Genomic DNA, 21,719 nt, shown 5'->3' with positions numbered 1-21,719 from the left:
CTATAACCTTTGCACCGAGTATTGATTCTACTTCTATTACCCCTGCCGATGAACTGTCTTTAGGCTATACGTATAATTTGTACGGCGGTCCTGCCAAATCTCCTCTGAACATACGGTCTTAAGCATGATCTGCAGCAGCCGGCCGTTTCCTTTGTCTCCATTTACCTACTACAAGCAAGAGCAAGGGCAGGCCGAGCATATTCACCGGCATGGCAAACGGCACCCAGTAACGCTGCAAATAATTTGAAGTCGCCTCCGTTACATCTTGGGGAATTAACGCAAATACAAACATCACCGGTGCAATGAACCAAATCAGGTTCCTCCAGTTGCGGACATGCAAAAATTGGGCAGTACCATAGCTCATCAGGAAGAGCATCACAGCAAATTTGACAAATACGCTGGCAAGCCATACGACGACCGGAATCGCATCGAAATTATCGATAAAGCCGAACAGTGATATTTTTTTGGTCATTTCGAAAAAAGGGTACCACGTGTTAGAGGAAAGATTGACCCCCAAAGTGAAGATCACCATCAGCGTTGTTATCAGTACAAAGAATACCGAGGTCAAGACGGCCCCGAACGCGTACACCGCCCCCTTACGCGGCTGGGTCAAAAATGCGGCAAACATAAGGTATTCAACAGAATGACCGAGGTAGGAGGCTGGTGCCAGCGCTCCACCCAGTATTCCCGTCATTCCGCTATCCGCATAGACCGGGAGGATGTTCCTCCATTGAATATTGTTGGCGCTAGCGATCAGGACAAGGCTGATCATGAGCAAGATGATCGGCCCCAGAACCTCGCCACAGCGGGCAATGCCTTCAATTCCGCCGGCATAGGTTGCATAGACAATCACGATGATCATCAGAAGCATGACTGCTTCTTTCGGTGTTCCGTGAAGCAGCATGACTTGGACCAAATCGGAGAATTGGCGGAGAATAATGGGGGTGATTGTATACCATTGAATCAAGTATATTACGATTACAGCTTTGCCGATCCATCTCCCAAGAATTATATGACTGTATTCGAAAAAAGTCTGTCCGGGGTAAAGCTTCGCGGCTTGCGTCGCCAAGAGTGCGATCAGCGAAGCGATACCTCCGGCAACGACAACGGAAATCCACGCATCCTGTTTTGCCTGTAGGCTTGGGGTGACCGTCATGACCAATGTCATCCCGAGATCCATGATAAGGATGATCCAGAAAACCTGTAGACCCGTCAATTTCATCTTCATCGCAAGCAACCCCTTTTCCAGTTGAGATTAGTCCCTTTTTTCTTTATGTGCGGGGGAGTGCGTTTTGCCCGTTCGTTCGATCTTGATGTGGGCATCGACAGTCACGGGAACCTCAGGAAAAATATCAAGCCATTTATCTCCCATTTTTCCCCATGCATACGGATGCTCGATGTGGATGTTCTCTCCGATGCCGAGGATATCCGACTTGAGCACTTTTTGTACATGCGTTATCATGCTCTCTGCCTCGCTTTGAATTTGATTCGACAACAAGGTTTCGACACGTTTCATATGATTCACTTTGCTCAGGTCCAGCTCCGTATCGTTATCGACCGCCCGGACGGAGGCATGTAACGACACCTTTACTTTGGGGAGGTCATTCTTGATTACCGAGTGCATTTTCATGCTGCTATGCAGCAGTTCAACACCTACGGTCCCTCCGTATTGTTCGTTCTCAGGTTCCATTTGCACACTAAACCTCAAATGGTGTGTCTTTCCTGTCCACCAACGTAATAGTTTTACTTCATCGGATGACAGGTATCCGGATAATTGATTTCTATGGTAAACTGCAGCCCGGTCAATCGTGAACGTTTCCTTATCAGTGCCTTTATGAATGACCCTTATGGCAGCGGTAACCGGTGATCTGTCTTGTGAGGCCAGGGCATTCAAGAATTCGTCCATTTTGACAGGAAAGCTTAATTTGCTGGATTGAATTTTGTTGATGCCGATACCCGGAATGAGTTCAAGCTGATAAGGGGTGTTCAAAATTTCTTTGGCTGTCCCTCCATAAGTTGTTAGCACATAGCTATTGGAGCGGCTCTCAGGGAATCTGGTAAATGTATCCACTACCTTATTGATACCATGCCGGGCGAAATGTTCTCCGAAAATGATGACGCCTCTATGCCCGAAATAAATGGTACGAGACAGTTGCTGCTGCAATTTCCCTGTCACTTCCGATGAGTTCTTCCCGTTGGCCGAGATGACGATGACTGATTTCTTGCCTCTCCCCCCGGACTGTACGGCACTGGGGATTCCCGTTGGAAGGGCGATCTGAAGGGTTATTTCGAGCTGTCCATCATCTGTAAGATCAATTCCGCTTGCCATGACCAAAGCGAGATCGTCCATTTCATTGCGGTCCCAGCAGCCGGTCGTCAATCCGAGAATAACGAAAATAACCAGGAACCTGAATGTCCGGAGTATTCTGGTCATTTGCTCCTTTCACTCCATTCTTCGCTGTGTTTGCTGTTGACGCCTCCGCATTACCCGCCATGGGGCACGGATCAAAGTATCCGTTAGTCCTGTGGGGTTAAATGGTGCAATTGGTGTCATATAGGGAACACCGAAGGATTTCAGGGTTACCAGATGGATCAAGATACAAATCAAGCCAATCCCAACTCCATACAGGCCGAAGCTTGCAGCGAGAAGCATAAGCGGAAACCGTATAATACTGATCGCCTGGCTCATGCCCGGGTTCGGGATGAGAAAGGAAGCAATACCTGTAACGGATACGACGATGATCTGGGGAGCGGAAATAATACCTGCCTGAACCGCAGCCTGTCCAATGACAAGTGCGCCCACAATGCTGATCGTCTGGCCTACTGGACGGGGAAGGCGGATTCCTGCTTCGCGCAGCGCCTCAAAGGTAATTTCCATGATCAATCCTTCCGCTATTGCCGGAAAAGGAACAACTTCCCGCGCCGCTGCAAGGCTGAGGGCCAAGCTTGTCGGGATCATTTCCTGATGGAAGGTCGTTACGGCAATATATAAGGAGGGGAGCGCCATCGCTAAAAAAGCGAATAAATATCTGAGCCATCGCAGCATCGTAACGTATATGAAATTAGTATAATAGTCCTCGGCTGACTGAAACCCGAACCAGAATGTGATCGGGAGAACAAGTACCATCGGCGAGCCGTCAATGAGGACCGCTATTTTACCTTCGATCAGTGAACCTGAAACCAAATCGGGCCGTTGAGTCGCCTGCATCAGGGGAAACGGTGAGTAGGGATGATCGCTAATCAATTCCTCGATATATCCGGATTCCAGTACGCTGTCCATATCGATGCTGGATATCCGTTTTTTCACGTCTTCAACTACGCTTTGTTCTGCTAGATTATCAATATATACAATCATTACGTCAGTCTGAGAAAGTCTTCCTACACAGAGCTTTTCCGTCTTTAGCAGGGGCGTCCGGAGTCGATGGCGAATGAGGGCAATGTTGATATCGAGCTTCTCATTAAAACCGTATCGCGGACCGCGAATGACTGCTTCCGTTGCCGGTTCCTCAAGCGGACGATGCAGCTTGTCGCTTAGCCCAAAGGTGAACGCCTCTGAGGAGGATTGGGCGAATAACACGACTTCTCCCCTAACGATGCTTTGAACGATTTCATTCATGTTCGTGGCGATACGGGGTTGTACAATGGAAGCGAATTTGAAATTCAGTATTTCATAGAGCTGACGGGGGTTGTCAATAGATACGGCCTCCGGCTGCATCAAAGGCTCCAAAAATCCGGCATCCCAAAGCTGATCGTCAACTAAAACCTTCAAATAAACCACCATACCGGGAATGGAGCCTAACATATGTAGTTTGCGCACGACCAGATCGGAGCAATTAGCAAACAATTGAGTGATGGCAGACTCATTGTCATCCAACTTGCCGGAAATCTTCGATTCAATTGTTTTTTCTAATTCTTTCAGCCTGTTTTCGAAAGGACCAGATACTCTTTTTTTCGCTTTCATATGCCACCCCTTTCAAGATATAACATCCCCCATCCATTATTGGATTATTCGGAATTAAATACCATGAGTGAGAGGCAAGTTGAAACGGCTTGTACAACATATAAATTCTTATATTTCGAAAAAGGGGCCATCCCTTTTGCTTTTTCCAAAGCTTTTGAGATAGTCCCTTAGTGGGGGCTCCATTGAGGTATATTTTCCCTGCCGCCGTGCATACTTCATGCATAACAAAAGAATGCATATGGAAGGGGGGCAAGAACAATGAAAGTGCTCGGAAAAGCAGCCGCCTTTTTGCTTATTATCGCTTTATCAGGAGCCGTCCTGTATTATGCCACCGCAATGGGTGGTTAGCTGAAATACTTAGTGACAATCTTCTCTGCCGTCCGGGTAGCCAGCGCTTGTGTCGTGAGAGTAGGGTTAGGGCCGCCGATGCCATTGAAGTGCACACTGTTGTCGGCTATGAACAGGCGCCTCACTTGATAAGCCTCACAGTTCGTATCGGTGACATATCCCATCCGCATCGTGCTTTCGAGATGGATCATGGAGCCAAAGGGAGTATCTGAGCGGATAATCTTTCTGGCACCGGCTTGCTTCAGCGTTTCCGAAGCGTATCTCGCCAGTTGATCCCTCTTCTTCAGTGTCTTCGGGCTAGGAGTATAATGTATGATCGGAATCGGACCGTTCTCGTCTTTCAGGAGTGGATCGACCTGTACCCTGTTACGATAGAGTGTCTCGTCATCCGTAAGAATCAGCATGCTCATCGTCCGGGAATAGTTCATCATCAGCTCTTTGAGCTGAGGACCAACGACACGGCCGTGAATATCCCACGGCGCTCCCGGCTCCGGCGGATTAAGAGCGTCATATCCCGCTTCACTGAACCCATAGGTCAAGAAGGCCATTAGACCAGGGCTTAGGCAAGAGACTTGAAAAATCCCGGTTCCCGGAATATCGACCCTGGCCCCCGAAGTATGGCCGACATACGGATAGACCGCTGGCTGTCCAATAGTGCGCATCAGATCCTTTTCATCAAAAACGCCTGCAACCCAGTCAAAGCAATGATTGGTTAGTCCTCTTCCCACCCATTCGTTAAAGGGTAGCCCCGAATTCAGCCAGAGACGCGGAGATTCGATGCAGCCAGCGGCCATAACAACCGTTCTAGCCGTTAACTCGCCGATTTCTCCCGTCCACGTATCCCGAAACTGCACACCAGTTGCGCGAAGTCCTTCTTTCGGATCTTGCGCCGTCAAGAGCTTGATCACGAAGGAGTTCGGCCGGATTGCAACGTTTCCGGTTTTGAGAGCGAGTGGAACGTAGCTGACAAGGGTGCTCCTTTTGGCGATCTTATCCACAGAAGGCCCGGATGAGCAACCATTGACACAATTCCCCTTCAAGGTACATCCTTCCATGTTGGACAGTTGCTCAAGCGAGTAATTGGGGTCCATCAGATGCTCGTTGGTGGGAAGAATGGCATTCGGATTGGGACGGTAACCCGGGGTCGTGACATTCAGCGTCGGATTCAGCTGCCAGCCTGACCTTTTGGCGCCGTAGAAAAAAAGCTCTTCCTTGGGCGTTGTAGGCGCGAACTGGACCGGCAGCGTGGCTTCGGCCTTTTCGTAATAAGGAATCAGCTCCCGATAGCTGATCGGCCAAATATTGTCGACCGCAAGGGGGAAAGCGCGCGGTGACTGCGACCAATAAAGCTGGGTCGTTCCCCCTACCCCAGATAGCTGCCAGATGTCACCTTTCTGGCGCATGACCCGGTGCCACGGTGTGCGGCGGCGGTCGGCAGGCCCAAAACGGAATACGCCGGACACAAAATCATTCATATTGTTTTCATATGCATTGAAGATCTTCTTGTATATCCCTACATCCAAATCCTTATACTCGGAGCTCCACTCTCCGCCCCGCTCGCTGTTCGGATTCGCCCATTGTTTGTTTCCGTACCATGGTCCGGCTTCCAATACCAGCACTTTCAAGCCTGCCTCCCCAAGTTCCTTCGCTGCAACGGCACCTCCACCGCCTGATCCGATCACGATGACGTCCGCATCGAACATTGTTTCTGCACTATTCAATGGTGGATTCCCCTCCCTTGCGTTGGATGGTCAGCATATATCCAATGAGCGCCCGGTATCCCGGCACAACTCCAGGATATTCCGCCTGCTTCCATGAGACCGGGAAATATTCCAGCCTTCGTTCGGTCGGTGTCCTAAGCCGGGTCGTTCCGTATGCCGACCACTCCGAATAGTTGCCAAACATCGTTTGCCGGTTAAGAAAGTCAATCATATACCGGGTAAACCCCAAATCGTTCCGGTATGGAGAAGGCAAAACCCCTGGGTCAATAATCCCTTGCTCCAGCATAGCAAGAACACGAATCCGGTCAGCCGGGGATATTGCGCTGAATGGTCCGCTTTCCCAAAGCAGGTGATTGGGGGGATACTGCAGCTGTCCCAAGGCGGCTAAATGGAGGGCACCAGCATTAAGCAATCCTGCGGTGGAACAGGACAATGGAATGTCCGTCAAACCCAATCCCAATACAAGAGACAGGCTGTGGTCCAGCTCCCAGATCATATACTCGTGTATGCACAAATCAGCTGCTCCTGCAGTCAGCTCCAGCGGATATATGGCAGACACTGGTGAATCAGGTATGATTGCCTCAACAAGTGCTCGAAATGTTGCAAGGGTATGGGAATCGACTGTTGCAGCATAGATTGCAGACGGATGCATACTAATTCCCCCTTTAGTGACAGGTATTGGTCATTGAACTAAAACCCGCATCACCAATATCTATTCGCCTGGAGGACTTCTCAGACGCTGCCCGGCAACAAAATCTGCACGTTAGCAAATTCAAAAAAAAAAAAAAAACTACTACAGCAAGATTAACTAGCAGGTTTCCAGTCTTTTGTCGAAGGTATATAGGTCAGAATTTACCCCAGGAGATGACCTTCATGCTTGAGAAAAATAGATTGGGTGCCGCGCTCAGAGTTTACTTCAGACCTGAGTTTAAAAATGGTCCACACTGTGAATCTAAATTGCGGAGAACCCATACCGCATGGGAGAAAAGATTATCACAAGAGACGGAATCATCCATGCATGGAGCATGGCTTATGCTTGTAAAAATCCAGACTGTGCACACGCAGGCGTTGCGTATAAATCTGCTGAAGCTGAGATGCTTAGCTTGAAGCATTCCTCGTATGGATATGACGTGCCAGCTCTCGTTGGGGAACTACGCTTTAGCAACATCGAACGGTTCGGAAGTTACCGAAGCAGTGAACGAACAAGGCATTCCAACGGGTGAAAGACATGCTCAAAATTTGTACGAACTGCTAAGGGATATGTGGCAGCCGTTCGAGCTCTGCTCCTTGAAGATGGAGATCCACCATTGGGGCTTCCTGGATTAATTATTTATGAACGTGCACAAGCCATACAAGCTTCCTTACAAAGATGCTTGAGTAAAAAAAGAGCTTAATTTACTTCAAGGTGTTGTCAGATTATTCAGTAAAAATTGAAGAACTAAAACCTAATCATACAGCTGTTTCGCGGCTAGTGAAACCCTTGGAACATACGCTAGCCTACTCACTCCTGAGGAAGACAAAAGTAGTGAGACGGCTGAGTGGGAACTGTCCCTGCTACTGGAATGGGTGAAACAAACCTATACGCATCAGAGTGACGAGCTAATGGTTAACAATTTACTTAACTTTTCCAGAGAGTTTTGGAAAGGCTTTTTCACTTGTTACGACCATTAAAAATTTAATCGCAATAGCGCAGGCTACCTCAACGACTTAGAGCAAAATGGAATTCACTTATAAGGTAGTTAATTATGCTGTCGTAGAAAAAAAGGAATCCCGTAAGCTGAACTAACCTCTCGAGGATTTCCCTTCCCTATTCATTCATAGTATCCTGCTCTTTTTTCCCTTCCAGCTCCTCTGCCGCCTCCATCTGGGCCATTATCGCTGGCACCTGAAAAGGCTGTCTCCGAAATCCGGCCGGTTCCCTGGTCTTCCGCATGACTCCAAGCGCATAAATCCCGGAAAATAACACAACAAACATCACACCCGCCGCGAGTCCTCCGCCTTGTCCCGGGATCAGCGGCATACTGGCAAGAATCGCTACCAGACTTACGATCGCAATCCATGAGGTGTAAGGATATCCGCGCAGCCCATGCTGCCCGGTCAGTGGACTGCCATGACGCTTGCGCAGCCGGTAATGGCTGGCCATGATGATTACATAGGAGAACAGCAACGAAAAGCCGCCTGAGCTGACCAGAAAGAGATAGACCCCCTGCGGCAGCAGCATTCCCATCCAGAGTCCTGCCAGCATCGCGGCCCCGGAGATCAGGATACCTCTAAAGGGAATGTCCGTACGGTCCCGCATCCATTCGGGAGTATGCCCCTCCTCAGCCAAAGAACGGAGCATTCGGCCCAGACCGAATACCGAAGCCAGCATCGTAGACAAAATGGCAGATACCAGCACGATATTCATCACGGTCCCGGTCCACCCCAATCCGTATAGGCTTAGTGCAGATACGAATGGACTAATCGTGCCGGGGGCAACAGCAGGAACAGAGCGGTTATTGCTGCCAAATACAATCCGACCAGGAGCACGATGGTATACCGGATCGCCCGTGGAATAGTGATTCCCGGATTGCCCGTCTCTGATGCCGCCAGACCGAGCACCTCAAAGCCTGCATAAGTGAACATCACCATCAGCATGCTTCCCGCGATTCCGGAAATCCCTCCAGGCATCAAGCTCTGCCCGCGGGCAACGCCAAGACCTACCGGACCTGCACCTCTTGTACCCAAGCCCACAATTAAAGCCACGGCAATCAGCACAAACGCCACAATGGCGAGCAATTTAAATGCGGCGAGTCCGCTCTCCAGCTTGCTCAGCCGTTTTGCACCCAGCAGGTTAAGCAGGGTCACCCCCACGATAATCCCCGATCCGAGGAGTGCAAGCGGCAAGGCCGGAAACCAGCCCCGCAGCAGAATGGACACTGCCGTAGCTTCACTGGACATCGCAAGCACAAGTCCTGTCCAGTAGACCCAGCCTACCGTGAATCCTGCGCCGCGGCCAAAAGCCTGTTCCGTATAGGTTCGAAAGGACCCCGCAACCGGATTAGCTACCGTCATCTCCGACAATGCGGACAAAATAAAATAGACAAGAATCCCTCCAATTACATAGGACAGCAGCACAGACGGTCCTGCCGCACGGATTGCCACCGACGATCCCAGGAAAAAGGAGCCGCCGACCACCGTCCCCAGTGCAAGCATTGTCAATCCCCACACCGATAATCCTTTATTCCCCTGCCCCATACTGCTGCCTCCTCGCGTTTTACGGAGAGTATCTGCAATATGCGGGAATTTACCCATGGAAACAAGTAGAAACGGCTACGCCATCCTTATAAGGACGGCATCCGTTTCAGCGAGAAAGAGAAGGATCATTTATAGCGTGAAACATATACATTTTTATCTTTTTAAAAAGGCCGCTCCGGTAACGGTTAACCCGTCTCCGGCACGGCCAATATTGTTACAACTTTTATAGATTGGCGGCTCCCTCTGGCTCCTGAAACAGGGTAACGCAGTTTCTGCCATTGGCTTTGGACTGATACAGCGCATCATCACTAAGCTTGTAGAGATCGCCTTCGCGGATAAAGTCCACATGAATTGTAGCCACACCAATAGAAACGGTAATGATTCCATAATCCGTACTCAGCGCATGCTCGATTCCCAGATCAGCAATGCTTCTTCTGATGTTCTCGGCATATTCCCTGGACTGCTGAGGGGTGAAACCGCTGACTATGATCCCGAACTCTTCCCCGCCCAGCCGGAACGCGAATCCACCCGCACGTTCGGACAGCTCTTGCAGCAGTCTCCCGACTCTGCGCAATACGGTATCACCCTCAAAATGCCCGTAGGTGTCATTATATTTCTTGAAATAATCAATATCGAGCATCATATAGGTCAGATATTGTTGAGCCGCTGCAGCTTTTTCCACTTCAATCACTAGGAGCTTATTAAAATATCTGCGGTTATAGAGACCTGTAAGCTCATCGGTGATGGATATCTTTTCAATCAGCTGAATGTACTTATTCAACTCTTCATTATTCAGCTCCAGCTCCTTGGTACGCTCAGCTACCAGCTCCTCCAGATGCTCTTTATGCCTTAGAAGCTCCTGCTCCGCCTTCTTCCGTTCAGTGATGTCCTTGACGGTACCCTGAATGGCCGGCTGGTTCATATAATTGATCCGTGTGACCTTGTGGATCACTATGACCTCACGGTTCTGGTCTTTGTGAATCAATTTGGTCTCATATTCAAATGGAACCGGTTTCCCTTCAACCCTTCTGGCATAATAATGCAACACCTTATCCCGTTCAGGAAGACTCACGAATTTCTCAAAAGGCTGCCCCACCATTTCTTCCGCTACATAACCGAGCATCTGTGCCAAAGCCCCATTGACATATTTGCATATTTTGTCTTGGGTAATAAAGACGCCGTCCTGCAAATTGTAAACCAGTTCCCGGTACTTTTCCTCTGAGCGCTCAAGCTCGGAATACAGAGTGGCATTTTCCAGCGAGAAGACCATTTCCCGTGACAGCAAATTAATAATCTTCATCCGTTGCTCAGTAAATACACTTGTCATCAGGTTGTTTTCAAGATAAATGACTGCAATGGTCTTGTTCTGGTTGATCAGCGGCATGCAGACCATCGATTTAGGGCGGTGTTTGACAATATAGGGATCATTTACGAACGGCGTTTCAGAGAACGCATCATTGTAGATCACACTCTCGCTGCTTTCCTCTACCTGCTTCAGGATAGAATATGGCAAATGGTCGTACCTTGTCCGGTCATGCACCGCTACCGTAATCCGGTCTTCAACCGGCCGGTATTCCCCTTCGACGAGCAGATTGGTTTTGGAGGTCATCACGATGCAGCCTCTTTGCGCTCCTGCATTCTTTATGACGATTTGCATCAGCGCTTCCAGCAGATTGTTCAGCTCGATTTCCTTGGAGATGGCCTGTGAAGCCAGAATCATAGAGTTCAGATCCAGACTTTCTGTGTAATCCGTTATCGTGCGGCCGCTCATGAACTCTTTGGCATTAATTCTTGTGATCATATCCGGGTATCTTTCATTGAGAAAGGCAATTTTACCTTTCGCACCCCATACGGAATAATAATACTCCGACTGTCTCAGCAAGTAACCGGCGAACTCCTTGAAGTCCTTATGATAATAAAAGCGGGCAGCCAGCTCATTACTGAGTGCCTTGTACCGTACAAACCCTCCCTGATCGCTGGCCTCGATCGCCATATCATAATACTGTCCAGCTTCATCGTCACGTCCTGCCATTCTGGCCCATTCAGCCTTCATCAGCACCTCATGCTGCCGGAAGGTTTCGGGCGCATGTTTGGCCCATTTGAGCACCCGGCGGTACTCCTTGCGCATTCTGGCTTTGGCTTGCCTTTTCCGCTTAGTGCCCAAATCTTTATAGGCATAGGCCAAATTCAAGAACGTATAGAGGGCGAACTCTTCCATAAAAGCTGATCCGGCAAGCGTGCCGATGATCGGGTATGCTTTGTCGATATAGGTCAGAGACTCGGTGTAGTTCTCATAGGTAAACAGCAGTTTCATTTTATAAATATAGTAGATTGCGATCCCGGAGTAATACTTGGCTGTCTCCAGCTCCTCCAGATAGGCCGCTTCACTGAAGTCTGCACTGTCAAAGGATAAGCGGTCCTGCAGCTCGCCCGATAGATTCAGCAGGTATTGCCGGGACAACTGTGCGGTGGCTAAGGACTCCTTGTATTTCGTGTTCTCGATCATGGCAATCATTCTTAAGCTCTCCTGCAGATTCGTGGGAATATCCATCCCGGGATTCCAGAGGTTCACATAGTAGCAGGAATGCGCCAGATAGAGTAAATCTCCTGTGCGCAGACTCGCCTCAATGGAGGTAGTGTACCACTCATGCAGCGTATCCCAAGGTTCGGTCCAGGTATGACAGAATAGCGTATATAGCACATACGCCGCGCCTTTCCATTGCAGATCGTTGAACTTGTCATTGATTCGAATACCTAGACGTCCATAATCAAAAGCTCCCTTGGAATCTCCGAACCCGGACAGCAGCATCGCATAACCGATGAACGCGAGCGCTGACTCTGGAGCATTGCCGTGCTTCAGGGTAAGTCCTACCTTCTTCAGAACAACCAGCCCGAACAGCGAAGTTTCTCCGGAAATAAAGGCTGGAGGAATAAAGTTGATCAATAGCCGCATCACCAGCTTCATTTCCGGGTCTTTCATCTCTTCGGCTTCAAAAATATGATCAACCGTTTTTCCCCGCAGCGCGGTTTTAATCTTCACGAGCTCCTTAAGAACGGATGCCATGCCTACCCGGGCAGGAATATGAACGCCCAGTGTAGATAACCCCAGCCTTCCAGAGGCTATGGACTCTTTCATCATTCCCAGGTACATGTAATGATTGGCCTGCATTTCATAGATTTGGGCAAGGGCCAATCTGTCTCTGGTATGCCTGATCAGGACCCCACATGCCGAATCGGCTGCTTCAACCTGATGAGTAAGATATCCGCATTCCGCATATAGCTGGTAAATCTCAGCCGCACGCGTCCCGTCCTCTTCCCAGGATGTCTCTCCCATCAGCCCGATATTCGCTTCCAGCAGCCGGAAAGCCGAGTCATAGCCGAAGGCTGCCTTGGCCTTGCGCGCGGCTCTTAGATTAATCCTGACCACTTTATCGACTTCCGCCTTGCCGGACAGCCTGTCTAGCCCTTTATTCAGGTGTGCGGCAATATCAACGATAATCCCTTCGATCTCCCCGTGACTCAGGCGTTCAAGCAGCAAACGGCCGATGGCCAGATGCAGAGCGGCCCGTTCCTCTTCGTCAAGCATCTGGTAAAACGACTGCTGAATCCGGTCATGTGCAAATTTGAATCGGATATCCAGATTCTGCAATGCCTCTTCTTCCGGTGCCGACAGGAAGCTGGACATCCGGGCGTACCGGTAGTCCTCGGGTAAGATAAACTCTTTTTCCACAGCTGTGGCTATGGCATGAGCAACCACCTCAAGCGGTTCATCAGCAATCAGGGCCAATATTCCAAAATCAAATACATTACCCACTGCTGCGCTAAGCATCAGTATTCTGCGCACATTCTGCGGAAGCTCCTGCTGCTTCAGCATCAGGAAGTCGACCACGCTCTCGTTCACCGGCAAGCTGACAATCCGCTGCGTCTGCCAGGCCCATAATCCTTCCGACTCGTCAAAGTACAAATACCCATTCCTGTACAAATCCTTGAGAATTTCTTTTATAAAAAAAACATTTCCTTTGGTCCGCTTATAAATTACTTCGGTAAGTTCCTGAACCCGGGAGGGTGTAGTGAACAACGTATCGGATACCAGACTGCCAACCTGTGCCTCAGTTAAGGAGTTTAGGATTATGCTTCCAACCTCACGACTAACTTCAATCGCGGAGATCGTACTGATCAGCGGATGCCCCTCATAAATTTCATTCTGCCGGTAAGAGCAGACAATAAGAACCTTTTGCAGCTGATGACCCAGCAGCAGCTTCTCGATCAGCTGCAGACTGGAATAATCCGCCCACTGCACATCATCCAGAAACAGCACTAAGGGTTTCTCGTTATGCGTAATTCCTTCGATGAACTTGGCAAAGGTAAGATAGAACCGGTTGGTTTCTTCTGCCGGATTCAGCGATTCCATCTCCGGCTGAATGCCAATCCAGGTGTCCAGTTCAGGAATCAGACCGGCAATCAGATTGCCATTCCCATCGAGAGCCTTGGCTAATGCCTCCTTGAGATAGGCCTTGTGATTCTCATCAGGACTATCCATCAACTGGCTGATTAATCGCCGAAACGCCTGAATAATGGCACTGTAGGGGATATTCTGGTTATACTGATCGAACTTTCCTTCTGCAAAAAGTCCCTTCTCCTGACTTATGTACTTGTGCAGCTCATGGACCAGTGCGGTTTTACCCACCCCGGCTTCTCCGGTGACCAGCATCAGTTGTGTACTGCCCTTGACACTTCTGCGGAACGAATCCACGAGACGTCCAAGCTCCTGATCGCGTCCATATAACCGCTGCGGAATCCGAAAGATATTCAGCCGGTCTTCTGCACCAACTACGAAGTTCTCCTGGCCAGCCAGACATTTCTTCAAGTCCGCTTTAATTCCATATGCGCTGCGGTACCGGTCCTCCGAAGACTTTTCCATTAGCTTCATTATTACTGCTGACAGACTGCTTGAGACCCTTCCCCCAGTTGCCTTATATGGAGGAACTGCTTCTTTGGCAATAATGGAGTAGATCTGCTCCAGCATCTCTCCCGCATCATAAGGCTTCTTGCCCGTCATCATCTCATAGAGGACTATGCCCAAGGAATAATAATCACTTCGGTAGTCCACATTGCGGTTCATTCTGCCGGTCTGCTCGGGTGATATGTACAGCAAGCTGCCTTCCAGTACACCATTGTTCTGAAAATCCCGCTTCTCCCTGGACAGCTTCACGGCTAGGTCGAAATCAATAATTTGTACAATATTCTGGTCACTGTTCCAAATGATATTGGAAGGCTTGATATCCTTATGGATGACATTCCGCTCGTGAATCGCCCCCAGAATATCTACGATCCGAATCGCCAGCTGTATCAGTACCTCTGGCTCCGGCTGATCCTCTGCCATGATTCTTTTGAGCGAACGTCCGTGAATATCCTCCAGCACCATAATGTAGGAGTTATTCTGCTCCTCCAGCCTGTATGGCTTGATGACACCGCTCGTGTTCTCGCTCAGCTCCTTGAGCAGCTTGTACTCCTGCTTGAACCTCATCACTGCTTCCGTTCCGGCATATTCCGGCTTAAGTACTTTCAGAATGACCGATTCACCCGTTACGGAATCGATACTTCTGTATACGGATTTTATATATTGGTCAGAAATCGTCTCCAGTACCTCATATCGGTCAAACACAACCATACCCACTCCACCTTTAGCTCTGTTCTCCCGTCACTTCAATATCCGCATCAAACTTAAAGATATAGGCAGCAATCAGCCAGATAATCCAGCAGTTCAGCCCAAAAAAGAGATAACCGAAATACCCCAGGACGGGCATCTCTGAGAATATATGAAATTTGTCCAAATAAGGTACCGAGTACTTCCAGTAGTTAGGATTGGTTGGCATAGAATCATGGAACCACTCACTGCCGAAATTCCAGAACTCCCAAAAGAATCCGTTAAACAGTGTGGCAAGCCCAATCAGAATGACACTGGACCAGTCCCCGTTCTTAACCGGAGTAAAAGGCGTCCAGAATCCCACAAGTGCCATTGCCGCGGAGAGCATCGGGACAAGTGCCACCCACAACACCCAGAACAGCAAATATGGATAATAACCCATCCCAAAAGCCAATATCAGCCCTATCACATAGTAAATGATCAGAAAAATCCGGGAGACGTTGAATTTCGGACCATACCGATAGCGGTTCCTGAACGCGCTAAAAGTCTTAAGTAACAGGTACCATTCAAAGATTGCCGGAAGCACCGTCGTATACGACAGTGAGAACCAGAACACATTGCCAAAGTTCGAGAACACCTCATTATTCGGATAATACCAGTTCTCAATCACAAAGAAATTAAGATATTCAAAAGCAAACCAGCTGAAGCAGGACACTACAGCCAGCAGCTGCATCACATGCGGTTTGCGCGATATGATCGAAGCGCCTTTATTTCTTTTATACACCAATCCGTCTAGAATTAATATGAATGACCACCATAATGGTACAAAAGTGTAGTATTCGAACGAAATGAACAGCTTGACCCGGGCCCACATTAGGAACCAGCTGATGGCAAGCACTGGCAGGCTCCACCAGAACCAGACCGGAAAAGGAGTTACCCCTTCTTTCGGTACGGGTGTTTCGCGGACCTTTTTGAAGCCAAACCACCGGGGAAAAACCAGAATCAATGTAATCAGCAGCGCGACAATGCAGGCCAGGGAAAAGTACAGCAGGCTGAAACCAGGGTCTGCCTCTACTTTTTGAGCGGGAAAATCGCCATACCCCGGCAGCTGCCCCTTCCACTTGACCAGGCTCCCAATCAAGGGAAGCAGAAAGATCAGAGCAAAAGTCAGGATCAGGAAGAACGTTTTATTTTTTTTAAACATGGCGGTAACCCCTCTTATAGTTGAAAAGTCGAATTTTGTGATGAACGAAACTATTCGATATCAGTCCAGATTATTCCTGCTTTGTTTATAACCATTCCTAACATTTTCGTACCAGCCTGGAAGCTCACAAGCAAAAGGCGCCCACACGGCCAGGGATATGGCTGTGGAACGCCCGTTTAATATGGAAATACTGTAATTTATTATCAGAATAGATTAATCCTGCTCCGCCTTAAGAAAGGGTTCAAGCACACTGACTATCATCTCATGATCTTCCTCACCAGATAATCCGGAGACCGAAATCGTTCCGACCTGACCTGCGTTCCTGATATATACAGGGAAACATCCGCCCTCAGCGGCATACTCCATCGGATCAACGAAGGCATTGTCCTGAATCGTAGTGTTCCATGATTTATATAGCACATGCATATAGTAAGAGCAGTGGCCGAAATGGTTGGCTGTGTTTATTTTGCGGGCAATCCAGCGGTCGTTGTTCGGACCTGTGTCATTCATTTTGGCATGGAAAAGAACTTGGCCATTCTTGCGGATATCCACCACGATTAGCTTATCCATTGCCACAGCTCTCTCCACAATGGCATTGCCCAGCCGGATGGCTGTCTGATTTGTAAATGTGCTGAATTGCAAATTCCGCTCCTGCTGCAAAAGCTGTTCCAATAATAAAGTATAATCTTCCAAGGTCCACACTTCCTCTTCGTTGGGTTGCTGATAGCCAAGCGTAAGATCAAAATCAGAGCTGAAGATGATAGCTTTCGCTGAATTCACTCATTACTCCTCTATCTTGTTATTGTAAGGACAGGAAGTCCTAGAAAAGAAGCATACCGCTCAGCGGCCAACATCAGCCTCTCTTCTTGGTCCTGTGCCAGCTTGGTAAAGGGACTGAATTTCAGGTCAACCCCTTTGGTCTTGACGGTTCGTTTCCATGTGCCGATGATCTGCCCGCCTGCGGCAATCGTCGGAAGAAACACACCATTATTACCCGGTACGATAAGCGGGGCGGTCTCAGGCTCAAGCACAGCACTGCGGTCGCCATAGCCGAGAATATATTCATCGAAGCCGGGAAGCAAATGAATCTCAGAGGCTGTTGACATGTGTCCTCCGGATGAAGCTGGACTCCAGTACTCCGTGCCAGAGAATACACCGGTCTCAAGTTTGCTCTTCACTGCGTCCAGCCCGGCTCTGGCTTCTGTTAGCGTTAATCCGGCCCACCAGGCAAAATCTTGTACGGTAGCCGGTCCATGGGCTGTGAAATAGCGCAAAGCCAGCTCGGAGAGCGATTCCTCGAAGGACAGCTCCCGGGAATGCTCCACCCACTGGTCTAGCAGCACAAAGGTTTGCTGTTTCCCGCTGCGCGGACCAAAGCAGATCAGCCCATTATAAGCACTATGCCACAAAATATGATAACCGCGCTGCCCTCCGGTGCGGATACCTTCTGCCTCAAGCAGGGCAAGCACATCCGGCCGCCGTAGACTTCCGCCATTCTTAAGTGCGTTATAGATGATTTTCCTGGCGCGTCCCAGGGTCTTCTCATCCAGTTCCAGCTGCTCCATTCTCCGCACAGCCTGCCTTAAGAGACGCGGAGCACATAGCTGAAGCAGCCATTTCACATCCTCCGGCGGCACGAAATGAATCGTTCCCCGCAGCGTCCAGGTTAGCGCAATCTTTCGCTCTGCTACTGCCCGTTCAACCTGGGCCAGCGTGGCGGAAGGCGTCCGGAGGCCAATCGCCCACACAGCCTGCAGATAATCCTGGGCCTGCAGAGCCCCTAATCTCCGGACAACCTCCTCCGGCTCCATAGAGACAGAGCTGTGAATAAACTGATTAGCCAGTCTTCGGTCCGCGATGTCCGTATTCACGATTTCCATCCTCCTTTGCCTCAGGTCCTAACATCAGTTCCCATACTTTCCTCCAGTATATTGAAACCATCCGCAGGTTGTCCATCTGAAGACAGAAAGGCGCCCATATCTAATGATATACAGATCATCCGCGAGGCACTAATCCACGTAATCTCACAGTGAGTCCTTCCAGCGACCTTGGTTCCCACTCTGTTCCGGCGGCAAAGACTGTGCACTGCTCGTATATTTCTAAATGGACAAGTACATGATACAATGTGGAAATATTGCGTTTGCCTTTACAATAACCACTTTAGAGGAGTGAAGCCTGTGGCAATTAATGTGTACTTCAATTTTAACGGAAACGCACGTGAAGCTGTAGAGTTTTATGCAACAGTGTTTGGAACAGAGCCCCCGCAGATCATGACTTTTGGTGAGGCACCTCCGGACCCTTCCCACCCTCTTCCCGAGGAAGCCAAGCATCTGGTCATGCACGCCATGATGTTCATTGACGGAAGTCCAGTGATGTTCTCGGATGTCTTCCCCGGTATGCCTTATACTGAAGGAAATAATATAAATCTCACCCTGATGAATGCTGATACCGGCAAAATCAAAGCATGGTACGACAAGCTCAAAGAAGGCGGTACTGTTATCATGGAACTACAGGAGACCTTCTGGAGCAAATGTTACGGCAGTCTGAAGGACAAATTCGGGATCATCTGGCAGCTAAGCCATGAAGACGGCCAAAGCGGCGACAACGCTTAACCTCCCGCCCCGGTCATCCAAATACTGTTAAGGATATAGTTCTCTGAGCCATTTGGGAGATGCTGTATCCTTTTTTCATGCAGATTAAAGTATCACGAATACCATTTTTTTATGCGCTTTCAGCCCAATCTGTGTTTTAATAAGTATACCGCTATCGGCAAATTCCGCTGTAAAGGAGCCTCACTAATGGAAATATCCGCTTTTTTGCTGCCCAAGGACCAGGTATCGTATATTACCTCCTCCATTACCATGCTGGAGGCCCTGGTACAACTGGAGAATCATTATTATTCTGCCATCCCCATTATTGATGGAGAAGGTAAATATGTGGGAACCTTATCCGAAGGGGACTTGCTGTGGAAGCTGAAGGATACGGCAGGATTAAGCTTTGAGAACATGCGGGATGTGACCGTAGGCGATATTCAGCGTCATGTTCACAACGAAAGTGTCGGGATTCACGCACAGATGGAGGATATGCTGACGCTGGCTGCAGATCAGAATTTTGTTCCGGTTGTCGATGACAAAGGCATCTTCCTGGGCATTATCCGCCGGAAGGACATTATTGAATATTACACCCGGAATATTACCGATTAGCAGACATTCATGTACGCCATGATACACAAGCAGCGGCTGTGCAGTCCCGGGTGGGACCGCACAGCCGCTGCTTGTGTGAATAGCTTTTCTTAGAGAATCTCAAACACATGGGTCAGACGGGTAAGTTCGAATATCTTCCGCACATTGGCATTCAGCGACTGGAGCTTGATTGTGCCGCCGTTCTCCACACACTTCTTGTAGGAGCTGACGATTACTCCAAGCCCGGTGCTATCGATAAAGGCACATGTACTGAAATCAAGAACAAAGCTGTAGGTCCCCTTATCAATATATTCCTTAACCTTTTCTCTGAAGTCGCTGGCTTCTTCCACGGAGAACATCTCCGGCATTTCGATGGTAATCTCGCTCAAGCTATTCACCCCTGATTATAAATTTCTCTACGAGCGTTTCCAGTTCATACGCCATGGCACTTACTTCCTGGGCAGAGGCCGCAAAGTTTGTGACCGTTGCCGCCTGTTCTTCTGTAGCACTTGATACATTCTCACTATTGATTGCCGCCACTTCCGAAATGGTCCCCATCGAATCAATCAGTCTGATAATCTGATCTGAGGTAGCTACCTCGTCCCGGGTAATATCCAGAATCTCGCGGACACTGCCTGTAATAAGCTCCACGGAATTGATAATATGCACGAAAACGTGATCCGTCTCAGTCACTTCGCGAACACCACCTTCAACCGCCTCTGAAGCACCTCTCATGGAGGCTACAGCCTGGGTAATCCGTGTGACCATATCATTCACCAGAACTGAAATTTCACTGGCCTGCCTGTGGGTTTCATCGGAGAGCTTCCGCACTTCTTCAGCTACCACACTGAAGCCCCTGCCGTCCTCACCGGCTCTAGCGGCTTCAATGGCTGCATTCAGGGCCAGCAGGTTGGTCTGACCGGCGATAGCGTTAATCGTACCGATAATTGATGATACCTTGCCTGAGAGTTCACTCACCTCCTGCAGCTGATCTTCGGTTTCCTGTGTGCTGCTGCTGATAATGTTCATGGCTTCGACCGTATTCATGACCTGTTTTCTTCCGCGCTGGGCCGCCTGATTGGTCAGATCGGCATTACCGGAAGTAGCAGACGCCTTACTCTGGGCCAGCTGCACCAGACTGGAGAGCTGTACAAGAACCTGGGAGGCATTGATTACGGACTGATTGTTATTCTCTGCGCCGGCGGCAATCTCCTGAGTACTCGAGCTGATCTCCTGAATCGATGCGCTAATCTCCTCCGACGAAGCCGCCATTTCTTCCGACATGGAAGTCAAGGAGATCGAGCCTGCCCTCACTTTCTCGATGATGGCATCCTGTTTGTCAATCATCGTATTAAATGCTTCACTCAGCTCCTGCAGCTCGTCTCCTGTGCGGATAGAGGTATGTACAGTCAGGTCCCCTTCTCCCGCAAGAGACATCGCCTTCTCCAGCCTGATAATCGGATTGACAATGCTGCGGGTGGTGAAAAAATAAGCCACAAGCAGGGCGATTACGATACAGGCTAGAGTGATAATTATAGTCATGTTGCGGATATTAATCGCTGGAGCCATATAATCCTGAACATTGGCGGTAGTGGCCACTATCCAGTTTCCGGCAGGCTGAAAGGATACATACTTATGAACACCTTCATAAGTGTAGAACCCGTCGGCAGCCTTGCCATTTTTCATAACCTGAAAGATTGCACTAAGTTCCTTATTACTGTTACCGTCAAGCGTCTCCTTCAGAATCTTCTCCTTCTTGGGATGATATATAATCAGGCCAGTGCGGTCGACCATATATCCATAGCCGCTGTCTCCAACCTTGACCTTGGCTACTGGAGCGGTAAGGTTATCGAACAGAACAGTTCCGATCAGCACCCCTGTAATTTGTCCATTCTGCTCCAGCGGGCGGGCAATAGCCACAATATTATGACCGCTTTCTTCAGAGACGAGAACTTCGCTCTCTGTTTCTTTTCCCTGCAGGGCTTGTTTGAAATATTCCCGGTCCTTAACACTAAGATCCGGATTCACAGAGCTGCTGGTCAGCAATACCTGTCCGTCATTGCCGGCTATGATGATAGATTCCAGCAGCTTCGCATGATCCTTCTGTAAGCCGGAGATATAAGAATACGCCAGGCTTTTCGCTGTCTTGCCTGCCGGATTACCCGCAAAGCTTGCCAGCGTATCATTTTGGCCGGCAATCCCAAGATAATTACTTACGGCCGTTAGCTCCGAATCGACAGATTGGGCAGTTGAGGCAGTGGTATCGCGCAATTCCTCCTCGATCGTTTTTTGCAGCGCATTAGAGGCTTGATTATACGAAATGATACCCGAAATGGACAAAGGCACACTAATAATCAAAAACAGCAGAATACTCATTTTAACTTTTAGACTTAACTTCACGGGATTCTCTCCTTCTTCT

The 21,719-nt window shown here is 49.1% G+C and carries 14 protein-coding genes and 1 pseudogene; 3 read left to right on the top strand and 12 right to left on the bottom strand.

Annotation, left to right across the window (positions count from 1 at the left end; genetic code table 11):
- Positions 1–118 precede the first annotated feature (118 nt).
- The 5 genes from A3842_RS10910 to A3842_RS10890 all read right to left on the bottom strand — a co-directional run bounded on the left by A3842_RS10910 (position 119) and on the right by A3842_RS10890 (position 6,682).
- Positions 119–1,228: a GerAB/ArcD/ProY family transporter gene (locus tag A3842_RS10910; RefSeq protein WP_074101409.1), complete on the bottom strand. Its 1,110-nt coding sequence runs from the start codon at positions 1,226–1,228 to the stop codon at positions 119–121.
- 27 nt (positions 1,229–1,255) lie between these two features.
- Positions 1,256–2,434 carry a Ger(x)C family spore germination protein gene (locus tag A3842_RS10905; RefSeq protein WP_074101407.1) on the bottom strand — a complete coding sequence of 393 codons (1,179 nt, stop codon included), beginning with the start codon at positions 2,432–2,434 and terminating at the stop codon, positions 1,256–1,258.
- Positions 2,435–2,443: 9 nt separating this feature from the next.
- Complete coding sequence (locus tag A3842_RS10900) at positions 2,444–3,961, bottom strand: spore germination protein (protein WP_074101405.1); 1,518 nt, start codon at positions 3,959–3,961, stop codon at positions 2,444–2,446.
- Between the two features lie 344 nt (positions 3,962–4,305).
- The gene (locus A3842_RS10895; protein ID WP_074087838.1) at positions 4,306–6,012 is read right to left on the bottom strand and encodes a GMC family oxidoreductase N-terminal domain-containing protein; all 1,707 of its coding nucleotides are present in this window, start codon (positions 6,010–6,012) and stop codon (positions 4,306–4,308) included.
- A gap of 10 nt (positions 6,013–6,022) precedes the next feature.
- Positions 6,023–6,682, bottom strand: coding sequence for a hypothetical protein (locus A3842_RS10890; RefSeq protein WP_074087780.1), 660 nt, complete (start codon positions 6,680–6,682; stop codon positions 6,023–6,025).
- A 467-nt stretch (positions 6,683–7,149) separates the two neighbouring features.
- On the opposite strand from A3842_RS10890, the gene A3842_RS31980 reads away from it, so the two are divergent.
- On the top strand, positions 7,150–7,356 hold the full coding sequence (locus A3842_RS31980; protein WP_074101403.1) for a hypothetical protein: 207 nt from the start codon (positions 7,150–7,152) through the stop codon (positions 7,354–7,356).
- A 481-nt stretch (positions 7,357–7,837) separates the two neighbouring features.
- Here A3842_RS31980 and A3842_RS10875 read toward each other — a convergent pair.
- From A3842_RS10875 to A3842_RS10855, 5 genes and pseudogenes are all read right to left on the bottom strand, one after another.
- Positions 7,838–9,225 (bottom strand): annotated as a pseudogene (locus tag A3842_RS10875) (amino acid permease).
- A gap of 265 nt (positions 9,226–9,490) precedes the next feature.
- Positions 9,491–14,938: a diguanylate cyclase gene (locus A3842_RS10870; protein WP_074101402.1), complete on the bottom strand. Its 5,448-nt coding sequence runs from the start codon at positions 14,936–14,938 to the stop codon at positions 9,491–9,493.
- Between the two features lie 13 nt (positions 14,939–14,951).
- Positions 14,952–16,118, bottom strand: coding sequence for a small-conductance mechanosensitive channel (locus A3842_RS10865; RefSeq protein WP_074087764.1), 1,167 nt, complete (start codon positions 16,116–16,118; stop codon positions 14,952–14,954).
- Positions 16,119–16,331: 213 nt separating this feature from the next.
- Positions 16,332–16,898: a heme-degrading domain-containing protein gene (locus A3842_RS10860; RefSeq protein WP_083609558.1), complete on the bottom strand. Its 567-nt coding sequence runs from the start codon at positions 16,896–16,898 to the stop codon at positions 16,332–16,334.
- 11 nt (positions 16,899–16,909) lie between these two features.
- Entirely contained in the window at positions 16,910–17,998 is a 1,089-nt protein-coding gene (locus A3842_RS10855; protein WP_074087763.1) for a winged helix DNA-binding domain-containing protein, read from the bottom strand.
- Between the two features lie 297 nt (positions 17,999–18,295).
- Between A3842_RS10855 and A3842_RS10850 the strand changes: the two genes are divergently transcribed.
- On the top strand, positions 18,296–18,730 hold the full coding sequence (locus A3842_RS10850; protein ID WP_074087761.1) for a VOC family protein: 435 nt from the start codon (positions 18,296–18,298) through the stop codon (positions 18,728–18,730).
- A gap of 186 nt (positions 18,731–18,916) precedes the next feature.
- Positions 18,917–19,321, top strand: a complete 405-nt coding sequence (locus A3842_RS10845; protein WP_074087760.1) for a CBS domain-containing protein — start codon at positions 18,917–18,919, stop codon at positions 19,319–19,321.
- Positions 19,322–19,410: 89 nt separating this feature from the next.
- Here A3842_RS10845 and A3842_RS10840 read toward each other — a convergent pair whose 3' ends face one another.
- Both A3842_RS10840 and A3842_RS10835 read right to left on the bottom strand, forming a co-directional pair.
- Positions 19,411–19,698: an STAS domain-containing protein gene (locus A3842_RS10840; RefSeq protein ID WP_244169763.1), complete on the bottom strand. Its 288-nt coding sequence runs from the start codon at positions 19,696–19,698 to the stop codon at positions 19,411–19,413.
- Positions 19,691–21,700 carry a methyl-accepting chemotaxis protein gene (locus A3842_RS10835; RefSeq protein WP_074087758.1) on the bottom strand — a complete coding sequence of 670 codons (2,010 nt, stop codon included), beginning with the start codon at positions 21,698–21,700 and terminating at the stop codon, positions 19,691–19,693. Before A3842_RS10835 ends, A3842_RS10840 begins: the two co-directional genes overlap by 8 nt.
- Positions 21,701–21,719 lie beyond the last annotated feature (19 nt).

Origin of the sequence: Paenibacillus sp. P3E, assembly GCF_001909045.1 — a bacterium.
GTDB lineage: Bacteria > Bacillota > Bacilli > Paenibacillales > Paenibacillaceae > Paenibacillus_AQ > Paenibacillus_AQ helianthi.
This window is presented reverse-complemented; position numbering and strand designations above follow the sequence as displayed.